We start from the raw sequence: 26,668 nt of genomic DNA, 5'->3' as shown, positions 1-26,668 counted from the left end.
ACTCAGGATTCGTCCGCGAGAAGGTCGCGCACCGCCTGCTCGGTGTCGCGCGCGACCGTCTCACCCTTCTCGTAACGATCGATGACCCGCGGATCCACATACGACGCGCGAGCCACCGCCGGCGTGTTGCCGAGCAACCCGGCCACCTCCTTCATGGCGTGGGCCACGACCTTCTTACGCTTCGCCTCGGTCGGTTGCGGGCCGGCCTCGGCGAGCGTCACGGCCGCCTTGACGGTGCCGTGCCACGTGCGGAAGTCCTTGGCAGTCATGCGCTGCCCGCTGACGTCCTGAAGATAGTCGTTGATCATCCCGGCGTCGACATCGTGCCACGTCCGGGTGTGTGGATCCCAGAAGGCGAACAAACGTTCGTCGCCCCGGCGTCGCCTCTTGAGCGCGGTCAGCACGGCGCACACCTCGCCGTCGTCGACCGTGCCGCTGTGCTCGACCCCCGCCTTGCCCGGGAATCGCAGCAGCGCACAGCCGCCCCGGGTCCGTACGTGCGAGGCGCGCAGGGTGGACAGCCCGAAGGACGGGTCCTCGTCCCGGGCGGCGTACTCGTCGCTGCCGATCCGGAACATGCCCAGGTCGAGGATGCTGACGACGGCGGCGAGCACGCGCTCGCGGGTCAGGCCGCGGCCGGTGGTGAGGTCGGCCTGCAGGCGGCGGCGCACGCGCGGCAGCCGGCCGGCGATCTCGCGTACCCGCCGGAACTTCTGCTCGTCGCGGCCGGCGCGCCAGTCCGGGTGGTAGAGGTACTGCTTGCGGCCCGCGTCGTCGATGCCGGTGGCCTGGATGTGCCCGCGTGGATCCGGCGAGATCCACACGTCCCGCCAGGCCGGCGGGATGACCAGCCCTTTGATCCGCTTGATCGTGGCGGCGTCGGCGATCCGGGCGCCGCCGGCGTCGAGGTACGTGAAACCGCGACCGGACCGGCGGCGGGTGAGACCGGGTCTGGTCAGATCGCTGCGCCGCAGCCGCACCACGGGTTCCTCCAGCACCATTCCAGGGGCCGAGGGGATGCCCCGGCATCGAAGTCGGCAAACCTGATTGGCGGCCGTGAACGGGGGTAGGCGCCGGGGGTGGCTGAGATAACTTCCGAACTTTTGATCAAGCGGCTGGCCGAGTGGGGCGTCGACACGATCTTCGGCATACCCGGGGACGGCATCAACGGGATCATGGAGGGCCTCCGGCGGCACGCCGACAAGGTCAAGTTCGTGCTGGTGCACCACGAGGAGGCGGCGGCGTTCATGGCGTGCGCGCACGCCAAGGCGACCGGCCGGATCGGCGTCTGCCTGGCCACCTCGGGCCCGGGCGGCATCCACCTGGCCAACGGGCTGTACGACGCGAAGCTCGACCACGTGCCGGTGCTGGCGATCACCGGGTTGCAGGAGTCCAGCGTGCTGGGCACCGGGTACCAGCAGGAGGTCGCGCTGGACCGGCTGTACGAGGACGTCACCGAGTACAACCAGGTGGTGATGAACCCGGCGCAGATGCCGGCCCTGGTCGACGTGGCGATCCGGACCGCGTACGCGCGGCGCGGCGTGGCCCATCTGACCTTCCCGAACGACATCCAGATCGCGCCGGCCGGGGAAGACCCGTACCAGACGGTCGCGCCGGTCCGGCCGCCGTCGACCGCGCCGATCTACGTGGATCCGATGGTGTGGCCGCGCGACGGCGACCTGCGCCGGGCCGCCGACGTGCTCAACGCGGGCACGAAGATCGCCATCCTGGCCGGGATCGGGGCGCGCGGCGCGGGCCGGTGGGTCGAGCAGGCCGCCGAGAAGCTGGGCGCGCCGATCGTGAAGTCGCTGCTCGGCAAGATGGTGGTGCCGGACGACTCGCCGTACACCACCGGCGGGCTCGGCCTGCTCGGCACCAAGCCCTCCGAGGAGCTGATGGAGGAGGCCGACACGCTGCTCATGCTGGGCACGAACTTCCCGTACACCAAGTTCCTCCCGGAGCCCGGGAAGGCCCGGGTGGTGCAGGTCGAGATCGACCCGGCGCGGGCCGGCACCCGGACCCCGACCGAGGTGCCGCTGGTCGGCGACGTCGGCGCGACGCTCGAGCGGCTCCTGCCCCTGCTCGACGTCAAGGACCACGCGTTCCTCGGCAAGTACCAGGAGAAGACCCGGGACTGGCGGGAGGCGATGACCGCGCTCGAATCGGCCGACCGGGACCCGATCGCCCCGCAGTACCTGGCCCACGAGCTCGACGTGCAGGCGGCCGACGACGCCATCCTGACGTGCGACTCCGGGACGATCGCGACGTGGGCGGCCCGGCACTGGCAGATCCGCGGCCGGCGCGAGTTCTACCTGTCCGGCACGCTCGCGACGATGGCGCCGGGGCTGCCGTACGCGATCGGGATCCAGCACGCCCACCCGGGGCGGCAGGTCATCGCGTTCGTCGGCGACGGCGGGTTCGCGATGCTGATGGCCGAGTTCCACACCGCGATGCGGTACGGGCTGCCGATCAAGGTGGTGATCAACAACAACAACGCGCTGGGGCAGATCCTCTGGGAGCAGATGGTGCTGGGCTACCCCGAGCACGGGGTGCGGTTCGGCGAGCCGCTGCCCGACTACGCGGCGTGGGCACGCGGGTGCGGCGGGTTCGGCGTACACGTCAACAAGCCCGGCGATCTGCCGGGCGCGCTGCAGGAAGCCCTCGCCCACCCGGGCCCCGCGCTGCTCGACGTCGCGGTCAACCCGGACGAGCCGCCGCTGCCCGGAAAGGTCAGCTACGACCAGGCGAAGAAGTTCGCCGAGGCGTGGCTGCACGGCCAGCCGCGCAAGGCGTCGATCGCGTCGACGCTGTTCAAGGACAAGATCCAGCAGTTGAAGGGCTGAGCATGGCGGTCATTTCCCTGCCGCACCCGACCGCTCGCCGGAACCCGCCCGCCGCCTCCTACGAAGCGCTGGAGGCGGCGCTGCGGTCCGCCGTCCGCGGCGAGGTGCGATTCGATGCCGGCGCGCGGGCGGCCTACTCGACCGACGCGTCGAACTACCGGCAGGTGCCGATCGCGGTGGTCTGCCCGCGGGACGTCGACGACGCGGTCGAGGCGGTCCGGGTGTGCCACGAGCACGACGTGCCGCTGCTCAACCGGGGCGGCGGCACCAGCCTCGGCGGCGAGTGCTGCAACGTCGCGGTGGTGCTCGACTGGACGAAACACGTGCGCGGCGTCGAGTCGGTCGACGTCGACGCCCGCACGGCGGTCATCCTGCCGGGGACCACGCTCGACGACGCGAACGCGGTGCTGCGCGAGCACGACCTGATCATCGGCCCGAAACCGGCCACCCACTCGCACTGCACCATCGGCGGGATGGTCGGCAACAACTCGTGCGGCGCGACGGCGCAATGGAGCGGCACCACCGCCGAGAACGTCGCCCGCCTGGAGATCCTCACCTACGACGGCCGCCGGATGTGGGTCGGACCCGGCGAGGGCGACGAGGACATCCGGCGCGCGTTGCGCGAGCTCTACGACCGGTACGCCGACCGGATCGCGACCCGGTTCCCGGACATCCCGCGGCGCATCTCCGGGTACAACCTGCCGGCCCTGGCCGACCTGGACCTGGCGCGGGCGCTGGTCGGCACCGAATCGACGTGCGTCACCGTGCTGCGGGTCGAGATCCGCTTGCTGCGGCCGCCCCCGCATCTGGTCACCGTGGTGCTCGGCTATCCCGACATCGCGTCGGCCGGCGACGCGGCGCCGTCGGTCGCCACGCATCAGCCGATCCAGCTGGAGGGGCTGGACGAGAAGCTGCTGCGGTACGAGCGCGAGGAGCACCGGCCCACCGAGATCCTCGACATGCTCCCGGCGGGCCGGGCCTGGCTGATGGCCGAGCTCGGCGGCGAGACCCCGCAGGAGGCCCGGGCGGCGGCCGAGCGGCTGGCCGGCGACCGCGGCGTAATCCTCGAGGACGAGCTGCGGGAGCGGCTCATCAAGGTGCGCGAGGCCGGGCTCGCCACCACCGCCCGCACGCCGAACGGCCCGGACGCCTGGCCCGGCTGGGAGGACTCCGCGGTCGCCCCCGAACGCCTCGGCGACTACCTGCGGGCCCTGCTGAAGCTGCTGGACGAGTACGGCTACGGCGCGACCAGCCTCTACGGCCACTTCGGGCACGGCTGCGTGCACTGCAGCATCCCGTTCGACCTGACCAGCGTGGACGGCATCAAGGCGTACCGGTCCTTCGTCGAGCGCGCCGCGCGGCTCTGCGTCGAGCACGGCGGCTCGCTCTCCGGCGAGCACGGCGACGGCCAGGCGCGCGGCGAGCTGCTGCGGACCATGTACGGCGACGACATCGTGCGCGCGTTCGAGGAGTTCAAGGCCGTCTTCGACCCGCGCAACCGGATGAACCCGGGAAAGGTCGTCCACGCCCGGCCGCTCGACCACGATCTGCGCCTCGGCGCCGACTACGCCCCCGCCCAGCCCGCCACCCACTTCGGCTACCACGAGGACGACGGCAGCTTCGCGCGCGCCGCCCTGCGCTGCGCCGGGGTGGGCGAGTGCCGCCGCTCGGCGCCGGACGGCGGCGTCATGTGCCCGAGCTTCCAGGTCACCCGGGACGAGGAGCACTCCACGCGCGGCCGGGCGCGGCTGCTGTTCGAGATGGTCAACGGCGGCGTGATCGACGACGGCTGGCGGAGCGAGGCGGTCCGCGACTCGCTCGACCTGTGCCTGGCCTGCAAGGGCTGCCGCAGCGACTGCCCGGTGCAGGTCGACATGGCGACGTACAAGGCCGAGTTCCTGTCCCACCACTACGCCGGGCGGATCCGGCCGCGCGACCACTACTCGCTGGGCTGGCTGCCGGCGGCGGCCCAGGCGGCGGCGCTTGCCCCCGGCCTGGCCAACACCATCGCGCGCTCGAAGACGGCCAAGCGGCTCGCCGGGATCGACCCGCGGCGGTCGGTGCCGCGCTTCGCGCCGGCCCGCATCGACCGGTGGCTGCGCAAGCGCAAGTCCCCGCCCGGCCCGCTCGGCCCGGTGCTGCTCTTCACCGACTCGTTCACCACCGCGTTCGCGCCCGGCATCGCGGCCGCGGCGGTCGGCGTGCTGGAGGCGGCCGGGTTCGAGGTGGTGGTGCCGCCGCGTACTGTCTGCTGCGGGCTCACCTGGATCTCGACCGGGCAGCTCGGCGTCGCGTCGCGCGTGCTGCGGCGCACCGTGGACACGCTCGCGCCGTACCTGCGGGCCGGCCTGCCGGTCGTCGGCCTGGAACCGTCGTGCACGGCCGTCTTCCGCTCGGACCTGCCCGAGATGTTCGGCCGCGACCAGGACGCCGACCGGCTCTCCCGGCAGACCCACACGCTCGCGTCGCTGCTGGTCTCCCGGGCGCCCGGCTTCCGGCCGCGGCTGCCCGGCGACGAGCCGGTGCGCGCGATCGTGCAGAAACACTGCCATCAGCACGCGGTGCTCGGCTTCGACGACGACCGCCGCCTGCTGGACCGGATCGGCGTCGACGTGTCCGAGCCGGCGTCCGGCTGCTGCGGCCTGGCCGGCAACTTCGGCATGACCGCCGCCCACCGGGACGTCTCGCTGGCCTGCGCCGAGCAGGGCCTGCTGCCGGCCGTGCGGGCCGCGGCGCCGGACACGCTGGTGCTCGCCGACGGCTTCAGCTGCCGCACCCAGATCGACGACGCGAACACCGGCAAGCGGCCCCGGCACCTGGCCGAGGTGCTGCACGCCGCGGTGCGAGGCCGCCGTGTCCCTTGACCTGTCCTGGGCGGCGTACCGGGTGCCGACCGACGGCCCGGAGGGCGACGGCACCTTCGCGTGGGAGGCCACCACGGTCGTCGTCGTGCACGCGCGGGCGGCCGGCCAGACGGGCCTGGGCTGGACGTACGCGCCGGCGGCGGCCGGGCACCTGATCGGCGAGCTGCTCGCGCCCGCGGTGGCCGGCCTGCCGCCCACCGACGTGCCGGCCGCCAACGAGGCGATGGTCCGCGCGATCCGCAACGTGGGCCGCGCGGGCGTCGCGGCGACGGCGATCTCGGCCGTGGACGTCGCGCTCTGGGATCTCAAGGCCCGCCTGCTCGGCGTACGCCTGGCGACCTTGCTGGGCGTGGCCCGCCCGTCGGTTCCGGTCTACGCCAGCGGCGGCTTCACCACGTGGGACGACAAGCGTCTCACCGGCTGGCTCGCCGACCACGCCGGGATCGGGCGGGCCAAAATCAAGATCGGCGAGTCCTGGGGTACGCGTGAGGCACGCGACCTGGCTCGCATCGCGGTCGCCCGGCGCGTGCTGGGCGACGGCGAGCTCTACGTCGACGCGAACGGCGGCTACTCCGCGAAGCAGGCCATCCGCCTGGCCGCCGAGTTCCCCGGCGTGCGCTGGTTCGAGGAGCCGGTCTCGTCGGACGACCTCGACGGCCTCCGCCGGGTGCGTGCCGCGATCGCCCCCGACGTGGCCGCCGGCGAGTACGCGTACGACCTGCCGTGCTTCGCCCGCCTGGCCCCGGTCGTGGACTGCCTGCAGGCGGACGTCTCACGTTGCGGCGGCATCACCGAGTGGCAGCGGGTGACCGCGCTGGCCGCCGCGCATCAGCTGGAGGTCTCCGGCCACTGCGCCCCGGCGCTGCACCTGGACTGCGCGGCCGCGACTGCCAACCTGCGGCACCTCGAGTACTTCCACGACCACGTCCGGATCGAACGGCTCTTCTTCGACGGGGTCACGCCGCTCGGGCCGGGCGGGACGCTGACCCCCGACCTGTCCGCCCCCGGCCACGGCCTCACCTTCAAGGCGGCCGACGCCGAGCCCTACCGCGTGGCGTAGGCCCTGTTTCGTAACCCGACCAGGGCTGCGGCGTGGCCTGGACCTCGCCTCGCACTTGGCCGGGTCACGAAACAGGGCCTAGCTCGCTCGGTGCGGTTGCCGCGTCTCCTTGCGCTCGGCGAGGTCGCCCAGGCGGCTCAGCGTCTCGGTGTTGCGCCCGTGCAGCACCAGGTCGTTGATCTTGTTCTTGACCCAGTGCAGCGGCCCGGCGTGGAAGTCCTCGCGGATCGTCACCTTGGTCGCGCCCGGCCCGGCCGGCTCCAGCACGATGTCGACGGTGGCCTCGCCGAACGGCCACAGGCCCGCCCGCAGCGTCAGGCGCCGGTCGGTCTCCACCGCCGTCACGGTCGACTTGTCCTTGAGCGAGAGCGGCCACGGCCCCGCCTTGTGGTGCAGCGAAGCACCGACCGCCGGCCAGGACGGGTCGACGTCGCGGATGTGGGCGGTGCCGACCACCCAGTCGCTGTAGGCCCATCCGTCGCTCAGGACCGCGAAGACGCGGTCCGGGGTTGCCGAGATCGTGCGGGTCACCGTTGCCATGGCATGCGATTACCCCGCGACAGCCGCTGATAACGCGGGGTCGTACGTCCGCCTGGCCGCCGTGGTTCTGCTCAAATGTCGACCAGGACCTTGCCGACCGCGCCGTTCTCGACCGCCTGCTGCGCCTCGGCGGTGCGGGCCAGCGGGAAGCGGACCAGCGGCAGGCCGTGCTCCTCGCCGACCGGCAGCGCGCCGTCGCGGACCGCGGCGGCGACGTCCTCGGCGCCCGCGGCGAGCGCCTCGTCGCCGACCGTGTAGAGTACGAGGAACTGGAACCGGGTGTTCAGCGTCATGTTCTGCCGCACGTCCAGCTCGACCGGCTTGCCGCCGTCGTTGGCGTAGGTCGCGATCGTGCCGCGCGTGCGCAGCACGGCCAGGTCCAGCGCGAGGTTGGCGCCGAGCGCCACCTCGGCCACGATGTCGACGCCGTCCGGCGCGATCGCCCGGATCTCGGCCGCCGGGTCGCCCTCGCGGTAGTTGACCACGTGGTGGGCGCCGGCGGCGGTGGCCAGCCGGGCCTTGCCGGGCCCGCTGACCGTGCTGATCACGGTGCCGCCGGCCCAGCGGGCGAGCTGGATGGCCGCGTGCCCGACCGCGCCCGCGCCGCCCGCGACGAGCACCACCTTGCCGTCGAGCGCGCCGGGCCGCAGCCGCCGCGGGCCGTCCTCGGCGACGGTGAGCGCGCGGTGCGCGGTGAGCGCGGGCACGCCCAGCGACGCGCCCACGTCGAAGCCGGCCTGATCGGCCAGCGGCACGGCCCGCGCCGCCGGCGCCACCGTGAACTCGGCGGCGGTCCCGCCGGACAGTCCCGCCCCCGCCAGGTACAGCCAGACCCGCTGCCCGGTCCGCCCCGGGTCGACGCCGTCGCCCACGGCGTCGATCATCCCGGCGCCGTCGAGCTGCGGAATGATCTCCGGGTGCTGCATGGGGTTGGTGGCGCCCGAGCGGTTCTTCCAGTCGGTGGGGTTGACCCCGGAGACGGCGAGCCGCACGCGTACCTCGCCGGGGCCGGGCGCGGGCACGTCCCGGTCGACGAGCTCGAGCACCTCGGGGCCGCCGTTGTCGCGGTAGATGATGGCCTTCATGGATCGACCGTACGTCGCACGTCTCGCGCCCGTCGCCGAAGGCGTACCGGATCGTGCGGTTGCGGACGCGTAACCCAATGGTTACGCTTCCGGCGTGGACGAGGTGGCGGGCGCGATCGCCGACCCGGTGCGGCGGGAGATCCTGCTGATGTTGCGCGACGAGCCGCTCTCGGCCGGCCAGATCGCCGGCCGGTTCGCGATCAGCCGCCCCGCGGTCAGCCGCCACCTGCGCGTGCTGCGCGAGGCCGGCCTGGTCCGCGACACCGCCGCCGGCCGTCGCCGGCTCTACGAGCTGGTCACCGCCCCGCTCGACGAGCTGTCCGGGTGGCTGGAGAGCGTGCGGCGCCCGTCCGGCTGGCCGCAGCGCCTCGACGCGCTGGAGACCGAGGTCTACCGCACCCGCCGCGAGCGGCGCACCGCCGCCGGACGCACCGCTTCTCAGGAGGAAACCGCATGAGCCCGACACCGGCCGGCCGTCTCTTCGGCGACGACCTCGTGCTGACCCGCACGTTCCGCGCGCCCATCGACGACGTCTGGGCGAGCCTCACCGATCCGGAGCGCACCGCCCGCTGGTTCGGCGCTTGGGCGGGCGACGCCGCGCCGGGCCGGATCGTCAAGGTGCAGATGGCGCAGGAGGAGGGACAGCCCTGGATGGACATGACCATCGACGCGTGCGAGCCGCCGCGACGCCTCGCCCTCTCGGCCGGCGAGGAGCCCGACCGCTGGCGCCTCGATCTGACCCTCATCGAGACGCCGGGCGGGACCGAGCTGCGGTTCACCCAGCACCTGACCACCACCGACGGCGTCGGCGAGGTCGGGCCGGGCTGGGAGTTCTACCTGGACGCCCTGGTCGCCGCCCGCGACGGCCGGCCGCTGCCGAGCTTCGACGACTACTACCCGGCGATGCGCGAGCACTACGAGGCGCAGCGATAGCGTCAGTCGCCGCCGGTGCGCAACACGTCGGACAGACCCTGGCGGCGCCGCACCGCCCCCTCGGCCGGCACCACGACGAGCAGGGCGAGCAGCAGCACGAGCGCCAGCGCGCCGAGCGCCCACCACGGCACCACCGTGGCCGGCGCGGCCGACTGGCCGGTGATCAGGCGCAGCGAGAGCGGGCCGAAGCCGAGCCAGACCACCGACAGCCCGAGCAGCGGGCCGAACACCGCCGCCGCCAGCACCGGCGGCAGCAGCTCGCCGGCCGCCACCCGGTGCGTGTCGCGCGGCCGCAGACCCAGCGTGCGCAGCCGGGCCAGGGTGCGCCACCGCTCCGGTGCGGTGGCCGCCGCACCCAGGGCGAAGCCGAGCAGCCCGAGCGCCAGCAGGGTCGCCGCCGCCGCGATGTCGAGCGTCAGCAGCCCGGACGTCAGCGCCGCCGAGCGCCGCTCGGCCAGCACCTCGGTCCGCACCACCGGGTGTCCGCTGATCGCCACCGCGTCCACCGCCCGGGCCGCGCCCGGCCCGGTGGCCCAGATCGTGTCCGGCTCGCTGGGCAGGGCCGACGCGTCGACCACCACGACGTCGCCGAGGTTGTTGAGCTCCGGGGCGACCCCGACGGCGGTCACCTCGACGGCCTCGTCGGGGTCGTCGACCCCGTAGCCACTCGTCCCGTAGGTGCCCGCGCCGTCGCCGACGTAGAGCCGCAGCTGCTGCCCGGGCCGCAGGCTGTCGTCGGACGTGCGGACCAGTGCCCCGCCGGCCGGCAGCCGGTCCAGCGCCGGCAGATCCCCGAGCGGTGTGGACGCCAGCATCCGGCGGAACGCCGCCGCGTCGACGATCACCAGGCTGGGCGTGACCGACGTGTCGTTCGTGACCACCCGTACGCCGGAAATGACCTCGCCCGCGACCGCGGCCGTGACCCCCGGCGAAGCGGCGATTTTCGCCGCGAGCTGCGGCGTCGACCCGGTGGCGTCGGGCGAGACGTCGAGCCGCGCGTCCGCGCCGACCGTGTGCCAGGCCCCGTCCGCGAGCCCGTGCGAGACGGTCGCCGAGAGTGTGACCGCGAACGACGCGAGCGCGGTCGTGGTCGTCAGCACCAGCAGCGGGAGCGCCCGGCCGGCCGTGGACGCCGCCTGCGCGGCCCCGAACACCGCCAGCGGCCGGCGCGACCGCAGCGCCCGGCGCAGCGCCAGGCCGGTACCGGCCGGCATCAGCCGCAGCAGCACCAGCGTGCCGGCGATGACCCCGAGGGCGGGCGCGGCCGCCGGCAGCGCCGAGTCGCCCACGCCGCGCTGCCGCAGCGACACGATCGCGCCCACCGCCGAGAGGACGATGGCGACGTCGAGAGCCGCGCGCCGCAGCTGGGCGGTGCGTTGCTGCCAGCGGCGGGCGGCCCGGTTGGCGGGCGTACGCCGGTCCCGCGTGGCCCGGGCCGCCGCGACCGTCCCGAATCCCGGCCCCGCCAGGACGGCGCACGCCACCACCGGCCAGACCCCGGCGATCGCCGCGTCGCCGGCGATCGCCAGCGCGAGAAGCACCCCGATCGCCGCCGCCGGGAGCGTCACGGCCACCGACTCGATCAGCAGCTCGGTCGCCAGGGTGGGCAGCGACGCCCCGCGCCGGCGCGCCGTGGTGAGCGCCGCCGCCCGCCGCCGGGTCAGCAGGTCGGCCGCGAGCAACAGCACCAGCACGCCGCCGGCCAGCACGGCGATCAGCAGCACCGAGGCCTGCGCGGTCGCCGCGTCGACCTGCTCGCGCACCTTGTGCAGCACCCGGTCGAGCTGGGTCTGCCACTTGAGCGAGTCGTCGCGCTCGGCGGACGACGCCGACTTGGCCTTGAGCGTGGCGACCGTGACGGCCAGGCGCTGCGCGGACTCCCAGGTCAGCTCGTCCGGGTCGGCCGAGAACCAGACCGTGCGCCGCAGCTGGTCCTGCAGGGTGGCGAGCCGGGCGTCGGGCAGCGAGTCGGCGGAGAGCAGGCCGCCCAGCCGGGTGGTGCCGGCGCCGTCGAGCCCCAGCGTGGGCCGCAGCACCCACGGCGTCCGCTGCCAGGCGGGGTCGGCGGTGTCGACCGGCTTGAAGATGCCGCTGACCTTCACGTTGTACTTGTTGCGCTGCTCGTCCTGCAGCGGGATGTGGTCGCCCGGACGCATCTTGAGCGCGGCCGCCTCGGCCTCGGAGAGCCCGACCTGCACCTCCCACGGCGCGCCGTTCAGCGCGATCTCCCGGTTGCCCTCGGCGGTGCCCTTCGGCGCGCCGCCGGCGACCCAGGTGACCGCCGGGCCCTGCTCGCCGCTGCGCAGGTAGGCCAGCAGGAAGTGCCGCTGCACGCTGCCGTCGGTGACCAGCAGGGAGAGGCTGGTGACGGTGGTGACCGGCGGTCGCAGGGCGGCCCGCAGATCGGGCGCGAGCGTCGATTCCGCCCGCTCGCGCATGTCTTCCATGTCTTCGGCGAGGCGGGCATTGCGGACGCGTCCGCCGGTGGGCCCGTAGTCGTCCTCCCACCGGGCGTCGACGCGCACGGCGGAGTCGTCGGGCGCCTCCCGGATCGCGTCCCGGGCGGCGTCGTCGGCGGTGGCCCGCAGCAGCGGCGGCACCACGGCGGCGAGCAGGCTGATCGCCGCGACCACGATCGCGACCAGCAGCAGCGGACCGGCGTCGGCCCAGGCCCGCCCGCGCACGCTGGGCCAATGCGGTGCCGGAAGGAATCTCATGAGGCCACCCGCAGGTGCGCGGCGTCGGCCCGGCGGGCCTGTACGGTGACGACCGCGGCCACGGCCAGCGCGGTCCCGGCGACGAGCAGGGCGAGCAGCGCCGTCTCGGTGAGCCATGGCCAGTGCGCCTGGGCCGGCGGCACCGGCGCCGCCCCGGTGTCGGAGCGGATCATCAGCGGCGCCACCACCCAGGTCGCGAGCGCCCCGACCGCCGCCCCGGCGGCGAGCAGCGGCAGCAGCACGGCGGCGTGCTCGCCGAGCAGGGCGCGCCTGATGTCACGGCGGGACATGCCGAGCCCGCGCAGCCGGGCCACCTCCAGCGCGCGGATCTGCACGTCGCAGGTCACGTGCAGGATCACTCCGCCGAGCAGCAGCAGGATCGCGGCGGCGACCAGCACCCGCAGCACCGCCGGCAGCGAGGCGCGCAGCGGGCTGCCGGTGAGCCGCTCGGTCTCGCCGGCGCGGGTGGTGACCACGCCGAGGTGCTGCCCCTCGACGCGTTGCTGCGCGCCGGCCCGGGGGTTGCCGACCCACCAGGCGCTGACCGGGGAGTCGAGGTCGCCCCGGGCGATCAGGGCGCGGGAGAGCGCGTCGACATCGGCCAGGGCCGCCGCGGCGCCGGGCGCGGCCGGCACGGACGGGATGACCTCGGTGACCACGGTGTCGACCGGCGTGACGCCGAAGGTGAGACTGAGCTCGCTGCCGGCCTTCGCGCCGACGTTGCGGGCGAGATCGTCGGAGATCGCGATCGGCACCGGGCCCGGGTCGCCGAACGCGGTGACGACCAGGGTCCGGCTCGCGTCGGTGGGGTCGGCGAACTGCAGCGCGCCGGACATCCGCATCCGGTCCCCGGCGACCGACACCTTGGCGCCGGTGAGCTGCCGCGACTCCGGCGAAGCGGCGCGCGCGGTCCAATGTGGCGCGGCGCCGGTGGCGCCCGGGACGGTCAGCGTGACGTCGACGGCGGCGACCGCCTGCCAGTCGAAGAGCTGGCCGGCGAAGGGCATGGCCACCGCGACGAGGCTCAGCCCGGCCGCCGGAACGCAGCCGGGCACCTTGTGCGGCCGGCCGTCGAGCGGGAGGTCCGGGCCGGAGCAGGAGGTCCGCAGCCCGGTCTCGTCCTGCAGGAGCAGCCAGGGCGTGACCGAGACAGCGGCGTTGCCGGTCGCGGTGCCGGAGACCACCGGGGTGGCGCCCTTCGGCAGCGCCAGGCCCGCGACCGGCGTCGCCGGGGTGAGCGGCGCGACGATCTGGGCCCAGCCGCGGTCGCCGTCGCCGCGCCCGCGCAGCAGGCCGCTCGCGCGCCGGGTGTCGACCGCCACGAGCTGCGGGGAGGAGTCCGGGCCGCCGAGCCATTGGCCGACCGCGATGCTGTGCCGGGCGACCGGGCTCACCACGCCGCCGGTGGCCGCCGCGACCGCGCCGCTCTGCCCGGTGACCGGGGGAGCGCCGAGCTCGATGGCGAGGTCGGTGCCGACGGCGAGGTCGGCCTGGTCGTGCTGGGAGGCGGTCCAGGTGGCGCCGAACGCGGTGCCGAACGTCGCGGCCGCGCAGCCGAGGCCGATCAGCAGCCCGGCGGCGATGGCCTGCGGCCGGCGGGCGGCCTGGAACGCGGCGAGCGGCAGCACGAGACCGCGCCGCCGGGCGGCGAGCCGCTCGGCCCAGCCGAGCGCGGGCGGGACCAGCCGCAGGGCGAGGGCGGTCCCGGCGGTGAGGAGCAGGGCGGGGGCGAGCACGCGTACGGCGTCGGCGCGCGTGCCCGAGGCCGCGGGCTGGGTGCTCAGCTGCCACCAGCCGACCCCGGCCAGCGCCACCAGCAGCACGTCGGCGCCGGACCGGGCGAGCAGCTCGCGGCGGCGGCGCCGGTCCCCCGACGGCATCGTGGGCCAGACCGCGAGCGTGACCAGCAGCAGCGCGAGGGCCAGCACGCCGGACCCGACGGTGACGAGCTGCGTGACCGTGACGGCCGGCCGGGCGGACAGGCCTGCGCCGGAGAGCGGCGGCACGTGGGTCAGCGCCGAGTGCAGCACCGAGGAGGCCGGGATGGACAGCGCGGCGGCCAGCAGGGCCAGCCCGAGGGCCTCGACGGCTGCGGCGGCGGCGAACTGGCCGCGGCTGGTGCCGAGCGCGGTGAGCAGGTCGCTCTCCTCGGCGCGCACGCCGGTGGCGAGCCGGCCGGCCAGGGCCAGCGCGATGGCGGTGAGCACCAGGCCGATGAGGGCGAGCGCGAGGACCGCGCCCGCCGTCAGCTGCTGCTGGGAGCGGGCGCCGAGCAGGGTGGCGGGCAGCGGGGAGGTGACGCGCTCGATGCGTACGCGGTCGGCGAGCGTCCCGGCCAGCTTGCGGTCGGCGGCGAGCAGCGCGGCGGCGAGCTTGTCGAGGTCGCGGGCCCGCGGCGCGGACAGGTCCGGCCGGGCGGTGACCTCCAGCCGGTCCAGCGCCGAGCCGCTGGCCAGCAGGTCGGCCAGGTCCACCAGGAACGGCCCGTACGCCTGCATCTTGCGCCCGAACGCGGCGTCGGTGGGCGTCGGGTCGAAGCCCTCGCCGGCGAGCGGATCCCGGTCCCAGCCCGCCGCGGGCAGCGGGTGCACGAGCCCGACCACGGTCACCTCGACCGGCGGCGCCGGGTCGCGGGTCATCTCCGCGCCGAGCCGGACCCGGCTGCCGACCTTCACGCCGAGCAGCCGCGCGGTGTTGTCGAAGAGCGCGGCCTCCAGCGGGGTGCCCGACGGCGCCGCGTCGGCCGCGGCCCGCGGCCACCGCCCGGCGATGAGGGTGGCGCGCGAGGCGAGACCCTCGACCCCCGACATGTACGCCTCCCGGTCGCCCGGCAGCGCCCGCATGACCGACGACGCGCGGGTGGTCGTGGTCGACGCGAACGGCGCGATCGCCGAGGTCAGCACGGCCCGGGTGTCGGCGGCGACCGAGCGGGCGTCGCCGGGCGCGATGGTGACCGTGTACGCGGTGACCGCGACGTCGTCGGCGTCGGCCCGGGTGGCGGCGACCTCCACGGCCCGCTCCGACGTGCGGGTCACCAGCAGCGCGCAGGCGCCGAGCAGGGTGGCGCCGACGGTGAGCACGGCGAGCAGGGCGGCCAGCAGCGGCCACTGCGCGCGGGCGCGCCGGGCGAGGAGCGCGATCACGGGAGCAGGTGTCCGTCGGCGATCTGGATGACCCGGTCGGCGAGCGCCATCATCACCGGGTCGTGGGTGGAGACGAGCGCGGTGACGCCCTCGGACTCGACGATGCCGCGCAGCAGCGCCATCACCGCGAGGCCGGTCTCGGCGTCGAGCTGGCCGGTGGGCTCGTCGGCGATGAGCAGCCGGGGCGACGCGGCCAGCGCGCGGGCGATCGCGACCCGCTGCTGCTGGCCGCCGGAGAGCTCGCCGGGCCGCTGCCTGGCGTGGTCGGCCAGCCCGACGAGCTCGAGGAGCAGCTCGACCCGGCGCTCGCGCTCGGCGGCCTCGGCGCGGGCCAGGCGCAGCGGCACGCCCACGTTCTCGGCGGCGGAGAGCACCGGGATCAGGCCGAAGGTCTGGAAGACGTAGGAGACCTTCTCGCGCCGCAGCCGGGAGAGCCCGTCCTCGTCGAGGCCGGTGACGTCGACGCCGTCGACGGTGACCGAGCCGGCGTCCGGCCGGTCGAGGCCGCCGATGACGTTGAGCAGGGTCGTCTTGCCCGAGCCGGAGCGGCCGACGAGCGCGACCATGGTGCCCGGCTCGACCTCGAAGGAGATGTCGTCGAGCGCGTGCACCGCGGCAGGCCCCGATCCGAAGGTGCGGTGCACCCCTGCGACCGTAAGAAGCGGCGCGGTCATGCGTCCGGCCGGATCGTGACGTGGTCCGGCTCCAGCGCCAGCCGCACCCGGCGGGTGAGGGCGAGGGCCTCGCGGTAATCGGCCGGGATCTGCACGCGGCCGGCCCGGTCCATCACCGCGTACTCCTCGGCGATGACGTGCTCGCCGCCGTCGTCGGCGGTGGCGGTGCGGCGCAGCACCTCGCTGCTGGTGCGGCCGTCACGGATGGCCACGGTGCGCTCCACCTGGCCGCTGACCGCCGGGTCGTGGGTGACGACGACGATGGTGACCCCCAGGTCGCGGTTGACGTCGCGCAGCGCGCCGAACACCTCGGCCGAGGTGGCGGTGTCGAGCTCGCCGGTCGGCTCGTCGGCGAGCAGCACGCGCGGCTCGTTGGCGAGCGACACCGCGATGGCGACCCGCATCTGCTGCCCGCCGGAGAGCTGACCGGGCCGCCGGTCGGCCAGCTCGCCGACCCCGAGCGCGCCGAGCAGCTCCCGGCTGCGCTTGTGGCGGGTCCGGGCCGGCACCCGGGCCGCGGTCATCGGCAGGTCGACCATCTGCCCGGCGGTCAGGTACGGCACCAGGTTGCTCGCGGTCTGCTGCCGGACGAAACCGACCGTGTGCCGGCGGTACCGCACCCGGTCGGCGCGCGACATCGACAGCAGGTTCCACCGGTCGACGCGGGCGCGGCCGGCGGTCGGCGCGTCGATCCCGGCGAGGATCGACAGCAGCGTCGACTTGCCCGACCCGGAAGCGCCGACCACGGCGACCATCTCGCCGGCCTCCACGATCAGGTCGAGACCCTGCAGGGCCTGCACCTCGACCGGCCCGGTCTGATAGATGCGCACCAGGCTCTCGCAGGCGATCAGCGCCTCGGCGCCGAACTCGGGCGCACGCGGCGGCGGGGGCGGCAGGGACAGCGGAGTGGACATCGGCGATCACCCTATACCGGCGCCGCCAACCGTGATCAAGGGTCAGACCAGGCGCAGCCGCCGGTCCGCGACGCCGATCGCGACCCGCTGGCCCCAGGAGAGCTCCAGCGCGTCGGACTCGAGCCCGTCGCCGAACACCACCAGCCGCTCCGATTCGCTGGTCAGCCGCACCTCCTCGCCCGCCGTCAAAAACCCGGCGGCTTGCCGCACGCCGGTGGTGGGTGAGGGCCATGCTTCGCGTACGAACCAGCACAGCGCCCGCTCGTCCGCGGCCGGCATGGCCGGGGCGGTCGCGCGCTCGCGGGCGATGGAGGCGCACCAGCCGGTGGCGCCGGTGCCGGTGCCCACGATCAGGCCGGAGGAGGACTGCCGCTCCCGGCCACCGTCCGGAGTGGTCAGCAGGTAGCGGGCGGACTGGTGGCTCGGGTGGCCGGCGTAGACCTCGTTGAGGCCGTACAGCTCCTGGCCGTCGTCGAGCCGCGCGACCACCATCGTCCGTTCCTGTCCCAGCCCGTCCTGTCCCCGCCCGCCGGCCCGGCGCAGCAGATCGGCCACCTCGGCCGCGCCGTGCCGTACCAGCACCCCGGCGTTGCGGCCGGGCTCCGGGTCGACGCCGATCACCGGCTGGCCGTCGACGTACTTCGCCACGTTCGCCACCAGGCCGTCCGGGCCGACGGCGACGACGATGTCCTCCGGCCCGAACAGGAACCGCGGCAGGTCGGCGCGCTCGACGTGGCCGCGCCGCCAGTCGGCCGGGATCGCGCCGCCCACCTCGGTCAGCGCGGCGGTCAGCGCCTCGTGCCGGGCGGTCACCTCGGCGAGGTCGCGCCCGCGCTGGCGCAGGAAGTAGGCGGCGGCGCCGCGGGTGCCGTGCCGGACCAGCAGCTCGTCGAGCTCGCTGCGCCGCGACACGACCACCACGCGCGGGGTGAGCACGCTCATCCCAGCCGGCCGATCAGCTTGCCGAGCAGGTCGGGGGTGACGGTGAGCTCGCCGATCGCGGGCACGTGCGCGGCCAGCTCGCGCAGCGCGAGCGACTGCAGGACGGCGGGCGGCAGGTCGCGGTAGGCGGCCAGGCGCGCGGCCTCGGCCTCCGCCTCGGCCAGGCCCACCACGCGGGCTCCGGCGGCGCGCGCGTCATCCCGTACGCGTGCCGCATCTGCCTCGGCACCCGCCGTGAGCCGGGACCGTTCCGCGGCGCCCTGCGCCGCCACCTCCTGCCGCTCCGCCTCGCCGCGCGCCGCGACCAGCCATGCCTCGGCGTCCAGCTCGGCCTCCCGCCGCGTGTTCGCGCCGCGCTGCTCGACCAGTTGCTGCTCGCGCCGGGCCAGCTCGATCTTGCTCTGCAGCTCGTTCTCGGCGATCGCCCGCTCCTGCTGCACCGCGTTGGCGCGCCGGGCGTAGGTGGCCCGGTCGGCGTCCTGCTGCACCTGCTCGCGGGTCGGCGTCTGCAGCGCCCGCTCCAGCTCGGGCTCGGGGCGGATCGCCGCCACCCGCGCGCTCACCACGGTCACGCCGGTCTCGGTCAGCCGCGGGTCGCCGGCGAGCACGTCCGCGACGGCCTGCCGCACCGGCGCGATGCCGGTGGTCAGCGCCTCCGCGAGCGGCACCCGGGCCAGCACGTCGAGGGCCGGCTGCTGGGCCAGCTCGGCCAGCAGCGTGGCGACCTGGTCGAGCGGCTGACCGCGCCAGCGCCCGCGGTAGGGATCGATGGAGAAGTCGAGGCGGGTCGCGGCGGCGGCCGGGTCGCTGAACCGGTAGGTCACCGTGGCCTGCACGGTCACGTCGGCGAAGTCCTCGGTGCGGGCGTGGAACAGCAGTGGCAGCTCCCGGTCGTCGACCGGCACCTCGGACAGGACCGCGGTCAGCGGCCGGTACCAGAAGGAGAGCCCCGTCCCCTGCGCCCGGACCTTTCCGCCGGCCGTGTGGCTTACCCAGCTGGTCGGGGCGCCGCGCAGGTGCCGCAGGTGCAGTCGTCGTGTCACGTCAGCCATGTCGGCCGTCCTCCCACTTTGTCGTCAGGATGACGATAAAGGAGTCCGCTATTATCGTCAACATGACGTTAAACACGGTGGCCGTCACGGTGGATCTGGTGCTGCTCACCATCCGGTCGGCGGAGCTGCAGGTGCTGCTGATCCGGCGGGCGATCCCGCCGTTCCGGGGCGCCTGGGCGCTGCCCGGCGGCTTCGTCCTGCCCGACGAGGATCTCGATGCCGCGGCGGCGCGCGAGCTGAGCGAGGAGACGGGGCTGCGCCCCGGATATCTCGAGCAACTTGCCACGTACGGGACGCCGGGGCGTGACCCGCGCGGGCGGGTCATCACGGTGGCCTACCTCGCGCTGCTGCCGGACCAGCCGCTCCCGGTGGCCGGCAGCGACGCCGCGGTCGCCTCCTGGCTGCCGGTGTCGTCGGTTTCCCCGGCTTCCTCAGAGTCGCCGGGTTCCTCGGGGGCGCTGGCCTTCGACCACGCGCGGATCCTCGCCGACGGGCTGGAGCGGGCCTCGGCCAAGCTCGAATACACGCCCTTGGCCACTGCGTTCTGCCCGCCGGAGTTCACCATCGCCGAGCTGCGCGCCGTTTACGAGACGGTGTGGCGCACCCGGCTCGACCCGCGGAATTTCCATCGCAAGGTGACCGGGGCGGAAAGTTTCGTGGAGCCGACGGGTGCGACCGCGATCCGGGATCGGGGGCGGCCGGCCCAGCTGTATCGGCGGGGGACGGCGACGCTGCTGCATCCGCCGTTGCTGCGGCCGTAAAGGCCGGGCGCGCTCGCGCACGCCCGGCCTCGATAGGGGTTACCTCAGCGGTGGCCGGGGCGGTGGTTCCCCGGGGCCCCGCCGATCTGGCGGATCACCGGCAGGCTGAGGTTGGCCCGGGTCCACTGGGTGCGGGCGTGCCGGCCGCAGTCCGTGTAGGACATCGACGCGCGCAGCACCACCACGCCGCTGCGGCGGGCGATCGGGTTGACCCGGATCGGGGTCGCCGCGGTGCGGCCCGGGCGCAGCGTGTTGCCGGTGGTGAACGTGGTCGTGCGGCGCAGGCCCGGGTACGAGACCCGCACCTGGCGGCCGCCGTCGACGGCCACCTTCGCGTTGCAGACCGGGCGGTTGGTGCGCCAGTAGATGTTCACCCAGCTGGCCGTGTTCGCCTTGACCGCGGTGAGCCGGTTGCTGACCGGCTGCGGGCCGCGCGCCACGGCGGACGCCGGACCGGCCGCGGCCACGGCCGCCACCGAGCCGGCCGCGCCGGCCAGCGCGACCGCCGCGATCACTCGCTTGATCGTGCTCATATGTCTGACCTCCTGTGTCAGGATTCCGAGCGATGGGGGAGCCCCGCTCGCGATAGGTCAGACGTTAGCGTTTTGTCCGATTCGCCGGACGCAGGCGCGCGGCGAAACGGTCATATCTGGACAAAAGGTCGCCGCTGGATGGCCGAAAGTATGATCGCGTCGTGCATCGCAGCCGCCTGTCCACCGTGCTCATCGACGTCCCGTCCGCCGCCGCCGGCGAGGCCGCCGCCTTCTGGTCCGCGGCGCTCGGCGTCCCGGCCCAGCCCGTCCCCGGCGAGGAGCAGTTCACCGCACTGCCGGGCGCGCTCCCGGGCCTGACCCTGGCGATCCAGGCCGTCGACGACCAGGCGCGCTATCACGTCGACTTCGAGACCGACGACCTCGACGCCGAGACCGCCCGGCTGATCGGGCTCGGGGCGCTGCAGATCGGCCAGTGGCTGGAATGCCGCATCCTGCGCGCGCCCGGCGGTCACCTGCTGTGCGTGATCCCCCGCCACAGCGACGACTTCGACCGCTACGCCACGGTCTTTCCCTGAGGGCCGGCGGACTCCTGCGTCTGGGTGGTCTCCGGCGCCTTGGCGGTCCCCGGCGTCTGGGTGGTCTCCGGCGTCTTGGCGGTCCGCGGCGTTTCGGCGGTCGCCGGATACGAGCCCTCGGGGTGGTCACCCACCGTGCCGCCCAGATAGAACGGCACGTCCTCCAGCGCGCGACCCAGCGATCGCCGGATCGCGTTGAGCAGCGCGAGGTGTGCGGCGGCGGCCGGCCGGGACGCCTCGTCCAGGCCCTTCTCGTCGACCGGGTCCGTCGCCGGGTCGCGGGTCGCCACCTTGCCGAGGAAGATCGCCACGGCCTTCGCGAACCGGTCGATGGCCCGCGCCACCTCCAGCGGCGCGACCAGGCTGGCGGCGGTGAGCGCCGCGCTCCAGGCGGCCCAGTCGACATCCGTGCCGCGGCGGTCCAGGTGCGCGCGGCGCAGGGCCATCATGAAGCGGGAGTACTGCGCGAACAGTTCCTGGTAGGCCTGCAACTGCCGGTCCCGCAGCCAGTGCCGCTCCTGGACCCGCCGGGTGACCGCCCCGCCGACCAGCACGCCGAGCGTCGCCGAGAACGCGCCCCCGAGTGTCGTCACGATCACCGGCGTCAATTCCACGACGGACTTCTTAGCGGGGCGGCGGCCGTCCTGGCAAGGCCCGCCGGTGTCAGCCCAGGGCGTTGAGCCGCGCCTCGATGCGCTCGCGGCGCTGCTCCAGCACGTCGATGACGGCCTCGGTCTCGTTGATGCCGGTCAGCTCGGTGGCGATCTCCTCCGGCTCGATGAAGCCCTCGGAGGTGTCGCTGTCCCGCCCGCGGCGCGCCTGCGCGTCGCCGACGAGCCGGCGCAGCTCGGCGAGCTCCGCGTCGACGTCCTTGAGTTCCTGACGCAGCTGCTCGGCCGTGGTCTCATCGGTCATGGCCCCATCCTAGGTACTGCCCCCGGCCGGCGCGTGGCGCGGGGCCCAGGTCGGCGCCGCGAGTCGTCGGCCCGGGCTGCCTGGCGGCGCCGCGAGTCGTCGCCCGGGGTGCCTGGCCGCGCCGCGAGTCGGGGCCGGTCAGCGCCACCAATCGTCGAGCGGGGTCACCGGCAGGGCGCGCTTGTGGCGGGTCGCCCGGAAGACCGACTCGACCTTCGCGGCGACCTCGGGGGCGACGTCGGCGCCTTCCAGGTAGTCGTCGATCTGGTGGTAGGTCAGCCCCAGCGCGACCTCGTCCGGCAGGGCCGGGCGGTCGTCCTCGAGATCGGCGGTCGGGATTTTCTCCCAGACGCTCGGCGGGGCGCCCAGCTCGCGCAGCAGGGCCGCGCCCTGGCGTTTGGTGAGGCCGGTCAGCGGGGTGATGTCGACGCCGCCGTCGCCGTACTTGGTGAAGAAGCCGGTCACCGCCTCGGCGGCGTGGTCGGTGCCGGCCACCAGCAGATTCAGCTGACCAGCGATCGAGTACTGGATCACCATGCGCTCGCGGGCCTTGATGTTGCCGCGGACGAAGTCGCGCAGCCGGGGCTCCCCGCCGAGCAGCTCGGCGAGGCCCAGCGCCGACTCGGCGGCCACCGCGTCGGCGGACGGCCGGACGTTCACGGCCACGGACCGGTCCGGCCGGATGAAGTCGAGCGCGATCCGGGCGTCGTGCTCGTCGGCCTGGACCCCGTACGGCAGCCGGACGGCGACGAAAGTCGCGGGCCGGCCCTCGGCCCGCAGCTCCTCGGCGGCCAGCTGGCACAGGCGGCCCGCGAGCGTGCTGTCCTGGCCACCGCTGATGCCGAGCACGTAGCCCTCGGCGGGCGTCGACCGCAGGTAGTCCTTGAGGAAGCCGACCCGGTCGCGGATCTCCGCCGCCGGGTCGATGCTGGCCTTGACGCCGAGCTCCGCCAGGATGTGCTTCCTCAGGTCGGTCATGCCCGCACTTTACTGACCGGCATCCCCGGCACGGGCCGCGATCCCAGCACGTCCAGGGCGCTCCCAGCAGGTCCAGGGCCTCGGCGACGACCGGCGCGCCGCTCGAGCAGGCGACGGGCGTTAGATTCAAGGCGTGGATCTCCGGGACGCGCTCGACGAACTGCGCGACGTGCCCGCCGCCGTCGCGGGCGTCTCCGTCGCCGGAGCGCGGGACGTCGCCGCGAAAGGGACGGACGAATTTTCGTGCTTTCGCATCGCCTCGCTGACCAAGGCCGTCACGTCGGCCGCGCTCGTGCTCGCCCTGCGTTCTCGCGGTGTGCCGCTCGACACTCCCGCGATCACGCTGCTGCCCGCCCTCGGGCCCGATTGGCGGGCGCGCACGGACATCACCGTCGCGCAGATCCTCGGCCAGGTCGCCGGCCTTCGTGAATCGGTGACTGCCGCGAACGTCGCTTCCCTTCCGCTCGCGGAGGCGGCCCGGCTGGTGGTGCGCGCCGGGAGCGAGCGGGTGCCCGGCGCGCGCTGGTCCTACTACAACGGCAACTATTTCCTGGCCGGCGCGATACTTGCCGGCCTCGACGACACAACTTTCGAGAAAGCTCTGGCCGCCCGCCTGCTCGGCCCGTGGGGCATGTCCCGCACCGGCTTCGCGACGCCGGCGAAAGCGATCGGCGGCTGGGACGGGCCGGAGGCGCTGCCCGCCATCGACTACCCGCCGTCGCGCCGCCCGAGCGGCGGGCTCTGGTCCTGCGTCCCCGACCTGCTCAGCCTGGGTGAGGGCCTGCTCCGCGAGCCGGCGGCGCTCGCCGCGATCCGCCGCCGGCAGACCACCGAACACGACCCCATGGCGTACGGCCTGGGCTGGGCGCTCGGGCCGAGCGGTCAGATGTACCTCAACGGCCGGCTGCCCGGCTATCGCGCCGCGATGCTGCTGATCCCCGACCGGGAGTACGTGAGCGTCGTCCTCACCGCCCAGCAGCGCGCGCTGCCCGCGGCCGCCAACCTCCTCAGTGACCTGCAGCGGCCCCTGACCGGCGACGACCTGAGCGCCGCCGTCGACGAGTTCGCGGCTTGACCTGAGCATCGACCCGGCTGGCGACGGCCGGCCAACGGCCGACCGCCGGGTGACAGCCGGCCGGCCGCCGCGCATCAGGGGGAGCGCAGCGCCTCCGCCACCGGGCGGCGCCCGCCCAGCCGGGCCGGCACCGCGGTCAGCGCCGCCACCCCCACCACCGTCGCCAGCACCAGGGCCGACACCTGCCAGAGCGACGGCAGGGTAGCCGCGTCCCGGCTGCCGCCAGTGATCGCGACGATGGCGACGAACAGCAGGAAGCCGCCCGGGAACACCCCGATGACCGCCCCGAGCAGCGCCGGCAGCACCTGCGCGGCGGACAGCGCCGCCGTCATCTCGCGCGGCGTCGCGCCCAGGGCCCGGGCCAGCGCCGACGCGTGCCGGTTGTCGAGGACGGTCGCCCAGGTGATGACGACCGCGTTCACCGCGGCCAGGCAGAGCAGGATGACCGTCCACACCAGCAGCACCTCGCGCAGCGCGGCGGCCCGATCCGGCTGGGTGTCCAGCACCGCGTTGAGGATCAGCGCCACGTAGACGCCGCTCACGGTGATCGCGACGCCGGCCACCGCCAGCGCGGCCCGGCGCGGGCGGCGAGCCGCGACCCGCACCGCGAGCAGCAGCGGCACCGGCAGCCGGGCCGAGGCGGCGATGATCCAGCCGACCCGCCGGGGCGGGCGCGGCGTGTCGGCGAGGGCGTCGACGGTGCTGGACCGGGCGGCGCGCAGGGCCGGGACGAGGGTCGCCAGGACCGCGACACCGAGCGCGGCGGCGGTCACCAGGCCGGCCGTGGCGGGCGTCAGCGCCGGCGTGCCCGCGCTGCCGATCAGGCCGGCGGTCGGCTGGATGAGCAGCGGCGCGGTGAGCGTGCCGAGGGCGAGCCCGGCCGCGGCCGCGACGACGGCGACGAGCAGGTATTCGGCGAGCAGCACGGCGGCGACCACGCCGGGGGTGCCGCCCGCCGCCTTGAGCAGGCCGACGCGCCGGGTCTGGTCGGCCATCCGCCCGCCGACCAGCACCGAGAGGCTGGCCACGGCGAGCAGGCCGAGCAGCCAGGCGCCGATCATCAGCAGGATCCGGGTGTCGCCGGCGACCTCGGTGGCGTCGGCCAGGACGCTCTGCCACGCGGTGCCGTGGTGCGCCTCGGCGAAGGCCGGCGCCTGGGCCGGGTCGGCCAGCCGGAGGTTCATCAGGTAGCTGCCGGCCGCCATGCCGTCCAGGTCGGGCCGGGCGACCCAGATCAGCCCGGGGTCGTGCAGCAGGTGGGGCAGCTCGCCGGGCGCGGCGCCGCTGACACAGCCCCCGGCGGTGATGCAGGAGGCGGCGGGATAGGGCGCGATGGCGGCGGTGACCCCGATGCCCGCGACCTCGAACGGCTTGCCGCCCAGCGCGATGCGGTCGCCGACGTGCAGGCCGAGCTCGGCGGCGAAGGCCGCCTCGACGACCGCGCCACCCTCGCGGACCCAGCCGCCCCGGACCGTCGCGGGCTGGTCGACCGTCGTGGGCTCGCGGTCGCGGCCCACGACCTGCACATCCGCCGTACGTGTGCCGGTCTTGATCTTGGTCCCGGCGACCGGAAACGGTCCACTGTGGCCGACCACGCCCTCCGTCCGGGCGAGCCCGGTCAGTTCGTCGGCCTGCATGCCGATGGAGACCACGTCCGGGCCGTGTGTCGCGTGGCGGGTGTTCTGATAGGGATCGCCGGCCGCGTCCCGCACGACCAGGGCGAGCGTCAGCGTCGTGGTGGCGGCCAGGATGGCGACGAGCAGGAGGGCGGCCTCGACGCGGCGCCGGCGCAGATCGCGTACGGCGAGGCGGCAGACCAGAAGCAGGCGGCCCATCCTCAGTCGTCCAGCCCGATCAGGGCGCCGAGCCGTCCGGTGGTGCCGCCGGTCAGCCGGGTCTCGTCGACGAACGCTCCGTCCCGCATCGAGATCATCCGTTCCGCCGTGGCCGCGACCCGTGCGTCGTGCGTGACGATGACCAGGGTCTGCCCGGCCTCGTGCAGGCTGTCGAAGAGCTGAAGAACGTCCAAGGTGGCCGCGGTGTCGAGGTTTCCGGTCGGCTCGTCGGCGAGGACGATCGACGGCTCGTTGCCCAGCGCCCGGGCGACGGCGACCCGCTGCCGCTGGCCGCCGGAGAGCGCGGCCGGGAGGAACCGCGCCCGGTCGGCCAGGCCGACCCGCTCCAGCAACTGCTCCGCGTGCCGCCGCGCGGGCCGCGGCGAGCGCCCGGCCAGCAGCGCCGACAGCTCGACGTTCTCCACCGCGGTGAGCTCCTCCATGAGGTGGAACGACTGGAAGACGAAGCCCACGCCGGTGCGCCGCATGCGGGCGAGCGCTCGCTCGCCGACGTCGTCGATGCGGCGGCCGTTCAGCGTCACCTCGCCGGCGGAGGGCCGGTCGAGGCCGCCGAGCAGGTGCAGCAGCGTGGACTTCCCGCAGCCGCTCGGTCCCATCACCGCCACGGTCTCGCCGGCGGCGACGTCGAGGTCGACCCCGTCGACGGCCCGCACCAGGCCGCTGCCCCGGCCGTACTCCTTGCGCAGCCCGCGGGCGCGAAGCACGATGCTCACGTTTCGCTCCTTCGACGAGTCCAGTTCTGCTCGCACGCCTCCAGCCAGCGCAGGTCGGCCTGCAGTCGCAGCACGACGCCCTCCAGCAGCAGCGCCGCGCCGGAGCCGGCCGGCTCGGCCATCGCGGCGCGCTGGGCGTCGCGCAGCCGCCGCAACAGCTCGCGCCGCTGGGCGTCCACGATGGACAGCGGGTCGGCGAGCCGGGCCGAGGCGGCCGCGATCAGCTTGAGGTGGAACTCGGCGAGGTCGGGCCGCGGCCAGCTCACCTCGGCGATCCACGCCGCGACCCGCTGCTGGCCCGCCGGGGTGAGCGCGTAGACCTTGCGGTCCGCGCGCTCCCCGTCGGACCGCTCCGCCACCAGCAGCCCGGCCTTCTCCAGCCGGGTCAGCGTGACGTAGACCTGTCCCGCGTTCATCGCGTCCCCGAGCGGGCCGAGGGCGTCCCGCAGCCGGGCGCGCAGCTGGTAGCCGTGCGTGGGCTCCTTGGCCAGCATCGCCAGCACGACTTCCTGCTGCATCGGCCCAACCTCCTCC

Annotated in this window: 24 protein-coding genes; 8 read left to right on the top strand and 16 right to left on the bottom strand. The window is 74.8% G+C overall.

From position 1 onward, the window contains the following. Positions 1-2: 2 nt before the first annotated feature. Positions 3-980: a DNA topoisomerase IB gene (locus tag ACFQS1_RS02210; RefSeq protein WP_378964631.1), complete on the bottom strand. Its 978-nt coding sequence runs from the start codon at positions 978-980 to the stop codon at positions 3-5. 99 nt (positions 981-1,079) lie between these two features. Between ACFQS1_RS02210 and ACFQS1_RS02205 the strand changes: the two genes are divergently transcribed. From ACFQS1_RS02205 to ACFQS1_RS02195, 3 genes are read left to right on the top strand one after another with little or no spacing between them, the layout of a single operon-like run. After that, positions 1,080-2,843: a thiamine pyrophosphate-dependent enzyme gene (locus ACFQS1_RS02205; protein WP_378964194.1), complete on the top strand. Its 1,764-nt coding sequence runs from the start codon at positions 1,080-1,082 to the stop codon at positions 2,841-2,843. Positions 2,844-2,845: 2 nt separating this feature from the next. Next, on the top strand, positions 2,846-5,707 hold the full coding sequence (locus ACFQS1_RS02200) for an FAD-binding and (Fe-S)-binding domain-containing protein (protein ID WP_378964193.1): 2,862 nt from the start codon (positions 2,846-2,848) through the stop codon (positions 5,705-5,707). Beyond that, on the top strand, positions 5,697-6,767 hold the full coding sequence (locus ACFQS1_RS02195) for an enolase C-terminal domain-like protein (protein WP_378964192.1): 1,071 nt from the start codon (positions 5,697-5,699) through the stop codon (positions 6,765-6,767). The genes ACFQS1_RS02200 and ACFQS1_RS02195 overlap by 11 nt, the downstream gene beginning before the upstream one ends. A gap of 78 nt (positions 6,768-6,845) precedes the next feature. On the opposite strand, the gene ACFQS1_RS02190 is transcribed toward ACFQS1_RS02195, so the two are convergent. Together ACFQS1_RS02190 and ACFQS1_RS02185 are read right to left on the bottom strand one after the other, a co-directional pair. Beyond that, the gene (locus tag ACFQS1_RS02190; protein ID WP_378964191.1) at positions 6,846-7,307 is read right to left on the bottom strand and encodes an SRPBCC family protein; all 462 of its coding nucleotides are present in this window, start codon (positions 7,305-7,307) and stop codon (positions 6,846-6,848) included. A 71-nt stretch (positions 7,308-7,378) separates the two neighbouring features. Beyond that, a complete protein-coding gene (locus ACFQS1_RS02185) occupies positions 7,379-8,392 on the bottom strand; it encodes an NADPH:quinone reductase (protein WP_378964190.1) in 1,014 nt (337 codons plus the stop codon). Positions 8,393-8,486: 94 nt separating this feature from the next. On the opposite strand from ACFQS1_RS02185, the gene ACFQS1_RS02180 reads away from it, so the two are divergent. Continuing rightward, positions 8,487-8,849: a metalloregulator ArsR/SmtB family transcription factor gene (locus ACFQS1_RS02180; protein ID WP_378964188.1), complete on the top strand. Its 363-nt coding sequence runs from the start codon at positions 8,487-8,489 to the stop codon at positions 8,847-8,849. Continuing rightward, positions 8,846-9,325 carry an SRPBCC family protein gene (locus tag ACFQS1_RS02175; protein ID WP_378964187.1) on the top strand — a complete coding sequence of 160 codons (480 nt, stop codon included), beginning with the start codon at positions 8,846-8,848 and terminating at the stop codon, positions 9,323-9,325. Before ACFQS1_RS02180 ends, ACFQS1_RS02175 begins: the two co-directional genes overlap by 4 nt. A 2-nt stretch (positions 9,326-9,327) precedes the next feature. Here ACFQS1_RS02175 and ACFQS1_RS02170 read toward each other — a convergent pair whose 3' ends face one another. Genes ACFQS1_RS02170 through ACFQS1_RS02145 form a run of 6 tightly spaced genes read right to left on the bottom strand, consistent with a single transcriptional unit; the run spans position 9,328 to position 18,767 of the window. After that, positions 9,328-12,042 carry an FtsX-like permease family protein gene (locus ACFQS1_RS02170; RefSeq protein WP_378964186.1) on the bottom strand — a complete coding sequence of 905 codons (2,715 nt, stop codon included), beginning with the start codon at positions 12,040-12,042 and terminating at the stop codon, positions 9,328-9,330. Then, positions 12,039-15,185, bottom strand: a complete 3,147-nt coding sequence (locus ACFQS1_RS02165; RefSeq protein ID WP_378964184.1) for an FtsX-like permease family protein — start codon at positions 15,183-15,185, stop codon at positions 12,039-12,041. The genes ACFQS1_RS02170 and ACFQS1_RS02165 overlap by 4 nt, the downstream gene beginning before the upstream one ends. Further along, a complete protein-coding gene (locus ACFQS1_RS02160; protein WP_378964183.1) occupies positions 15,182-15,859 on the bottom strand; it encodes an ABC transporter ATP-binding protein in 678 nt (225 codons plus the stop codon). The genes ACFQS1_RS02165 and ACFQS1_RS02160 overlap by 4 nt, the downstream gene beginning before the upstream one ends. Continuing rightward, the gene (locus tag ACFQS1_RS02155) at positions 15,856-16,773 is read right to left on the bottom strand and encodes an ABC transporter ATP-binding protein (RefSeq protein WP_378964182.1); all 918 of its coding nucleotides are present in this window, start codon (positions 16,771-16,773) and stop codon (positions 15,856-15,858) included. The genes ACFQS1_RS02160 and ACFQS1_RS02155 overlap by 4 nt, the downstream gene beginning before the upstream one ends. A gap of 42 nt (positions 16,774-16,815) precedes the next feature. Next, complete coding sequence (locus ACFQS1_RS02150) at positions 16,816-17,715, bottom strand: hypothetical protein (RefSeq protein ID WP_378964181.1); 900 nt, start codon at positions 17,713-17,715, stop codon at positions 16,816-16,818. Then, positions 17,712-18,767 (bottom strand): SPFH domain-containing protein, encoded by a 1,056-nt coding sequence (locus tag ACFQS1_RS02145; protein WP_378964180.1) that lies wholly within the window; start codon positions 18,765-18,767, stop codon positions 17,712-17,714. Before ACFQS1_RS02145 ends, ACFQS1_RS02150 begins: the two co-directional genes overlap by 4 nt. Positions 18,768-18,829: 62 nt before the next feature. Here ACFQS1_RS02145 and ACFQS1_RS02140 point away from each other — a divergent pair, with 62 nt between their 5' ends. Continuing rightward, the gene (locus ACFQS1_RS02140) at positions 18,830-19,528 is read left to right on the top strand and encodes an NUDIX hydrolase (protein ID WP_378964179.1); all 699 of its coding nucleotides are present in this window, start codon (positions 18,830-18,832) and stop codon (positions 19,526-19,528) included. 44 nt (positions 19,529-19,572) lie between these two features. On the opposite strand, the gene ACFQS1_RS02135 is transcribed toward ACFQS1_RS02140, so the two are convergent. Next, positions 19,573-20,061: a hypothetical protein gene (locus tag ACFQS1_RS02135; protein ID WP_378964178.1), complete on the bottom strand. Its 489-nt coding sequence runs from the start codon at positions 20,059-20,061 to the stop codon at positions 19,573-19,575. A 161-nt stretch (positions 20,062-20,222) separates the two neighbouring features. On the opposite strand from ACFQS1_RS02135, the gene ACFQS1_RS02130 reads away from it, so the two are divergent. Beyond that, the gene (locus ACFQS1_RS02130) at positions 20,223-20,597 is read left to right on the top strand and encodes a VOC family protein (RefSeq protein ID WP_378964177.1); all 375 of its coding nucleotides are present in this window, start codon (positions 20,223-20,225) and stop codon (positions 20,595-20,597) included. On the opposite strand, the gene ACFQS1_RS02125 is transcribed toward ACFQS1_RS02130, so the two are convergent. The 3 genes from ACFQS1_RS02125 to nadE all read right to left on the bottom strand — a co-directional run bounded on the left by ACFQS1_RS02125 (position 20,576) and on the right by nadE (position 22,490). Then, positions 20,576-21,211: a hypothetical protein gene (locus ACFQS1_RS02125; protein ID WP_378964175.1), complete on the bottom strand. Its 636-nt coding sequence runs from the start codon at positions 21,209-21,211 to the stop codon at positions 20,576-20,578. The genes ACFQS1_RS02130 and ACFQS1_RS02125 overlap by 22 nt on opposite strands. A 49-nt stretch (positions 21,212-21,260) precedes the next feature. After that, positions 21,261-21,512, bottom strand: coding sequence for a hypothetical protein (locus ACFQS1_RS02120; protein WP_378964174.1), 252 nt, complete (start codon positions 21,510-21,512; stop codon positions 21,261-21,263). Between the two features lie 138 nt (positions 21,513-21,650). Continuing rightward, positions 21,651-22,490: an ammonia-dependent NAD(+) synthetase gene (gene nadE, locus ACFQS1_RS02115; protein ID WP_378964173.1), complete on the bottom strand. Its 840-nt coding sequence runs from the start codon at positions 22,488-22,490 to the stop codon at positions 21,651-21,653. Positions 22,491-22,623: 133 nt separating this feature from the next. Here nadE and ACFQS1_RS02110 point away from each other — a divergent pair, with 133 nt between their 5' ends. After that, complete coding sequence (locus tag ACFQS1_RS02110) at positions 22,624-23,565, top strand: serine hydrolase domain-containing protein (protein ID WP_378964172.1); 942 nt, start codon at positions 22,624-22,626, stop codon at positions 23,563-23,565. A 74-nt stretch (positions 23,566-23,639) separates the two neighbouring features. Here ACFQS1_RS02110 and ACFQS1_RS02105 read toward each other — a convergent pair whose 3' ends face one another. Genes ACFQS1_RS02105 through ACFQS1_RS02095 form a run of 3 tightly spaced genes read right to left on the bottom strand, consistent with a single transcriptional unit; the run spans position 23,640 to position 26,652 of the window. Further along, positions 23,640-25,400: an FtsX-like permease family protein gene (locus tag ACFQS1_RS02105; RefSeq protein WP_378964170.1), complete on the bottom strand. Its 1,761-nt coding sequence runs from the start codon at positions 25,398-25,400 to the stop codon at positions 23,640-23,642. Positions 25,401-25,402: 2 nt separating this feature from the next. Continuing rightward, positions 25,403-26,134, bottom strand: coding sequence for an ABC transporter ATP-binding protein (locus tag ACFQS1_RS02100; protein WP_378964169.1), 732 nt, complete (start codon positions 26,132-26,134; stop codon positions 25,403-25,405). Beyond that, on the bottom strand, positions 26,131-26,652 hold the full coding sequence (locus tag ACFQS1_RS02095) for a PadR family transcriptional regulator (RefSeq protein WP_378964168.1): 522 nt from the start codon (positions 26,650-26,652) through the stop codon (positions 26,131-26,133). Before ACFQS1_RS02095 ends, ACFQS1_RS02100 begins: the two co-directional genes overlap by 4 nt. Positions 26,653-26,668: the final 16 nt, after the last annotated feature.

This window comes from Paractinoplanes rhizophilus, from assembly GCF_042664765.1.
GTDB classification, from domain to species: Bacteria; Actinomycetota; Actinomycetes; order Mycobacteriales; family Micromonosporaceae; genus Actinoplanes; species Actinoplanes rhizophilus.
Note: the sequence above shows the minus strand (reverse complement) of the source record. Positions and strands in the feature narration are given on the sequence as shown.

Coding starts and splice junctions, on each gene's coding strand:
- ACFQS1_RS02200 (WP_378964193.1), top strand. CDS start 2,846: ATGGCGGTCATTTCCCTGCCGCACCCGACCGCTCGCCGGAACCCGCCC.
- ACFQS1_RS02190 (WP_378964191.1), bottom strand. CDS start 7,307: ATGGCAACGGTGACCCGCACGATCTCGGCAACCCCGGACCGCGTCTTC.
- ACFQS1_RS02185 (WP_378964190.1), bottom strand. CDS start 8,392: ATGAAGGCCATCATCTACCGCGACAACGGCGGCCCCGAGGTGCTCGAG.
- ACFQS1_RS02175 (WP_378964187.1), top strand. CDS start 8,846: ATGAGCCCGACACCGGCCGGCCGTCTCTTCGGCGACGACCTCGTGCTG.
- ACFQS1_RS02170 (WP_378964186.1), bottom strand. CDS start 12,042: ATGAGATTCCTTCCGGCACCGCATTGGCCCAGCGTGCGCGGGCGGGCC.
- ACFQS1_RS02160 (WP_378964183.1), bottom strand. CDS start 15,859: ATGACCGCGCCGCTTCTTACGGTCGCAGGGGTGCACCGCACCTTCGGA.
- ACFQS1_RS02155 (WP_378964182.1), bottom strand. CDS start 16,773: ATGTCCACTCCGCTGTCCCTGCCGCCCCCGCCGCCGCGTGCGCCCGAG.
- ACFQS1_RS02150 (WP_378964181.1), bottom strand. CDS start 17,715: ATGAGCGTGCTCACCCCGCGCGTGGTGGTCGTGTCGCGGCGCAGCGAG.
- ACFQS1_RS02145 (WP_378964180.1), bottom strand. CDS start 18,767: ATGGCTGACGTGACACGACGACTGCACCTGCGGCACCTGCGCGGCGCC.
- ACFQS1_RS02140 (WP_378964179.1), top strand. CDS start 18,830: ATGACGTTAAACACGGTGGCCGTCACGGTGGATCTGGTGCTGCTCACC.
- ACFQS1_RS02135 (WP_378964178.1), bottom strand. CDS start 20,061: ATGAGCACGATCAAGCGAGTGATCGCGGCGGTCGCGCTGGCCGGCGCG.
- ACFQS1_RS02120 (WP_378964174.1), bottom strand. CDS start 21,512: ATGACCGATGAGACCACGGCCGAGCAGCTGCGTCAGGAACTCAAGGAC.
- nadE (WP_378964173.1), bottom strand. CDS start 22,490: ATGACCGACCTGAGGAAGCACATCCTGGCGGAGCTCGGCGTCAAGGCC.
- ACFQS1_RS02105 (WP_378964170.1), bottom strand. CDS start 25,400: ATGGGCCGCCTGCTTCTGGTCTGCCGCCTCGCCGTACGCGATCTGCGC.
- ACFQS1_RS02095 (WP_378964168.1), bottom strand. CDS start 26,652: ATGCAGCAGGAAGTCGTGCTGGCGATGCTGGCCAAGGAGCCCACGCAC.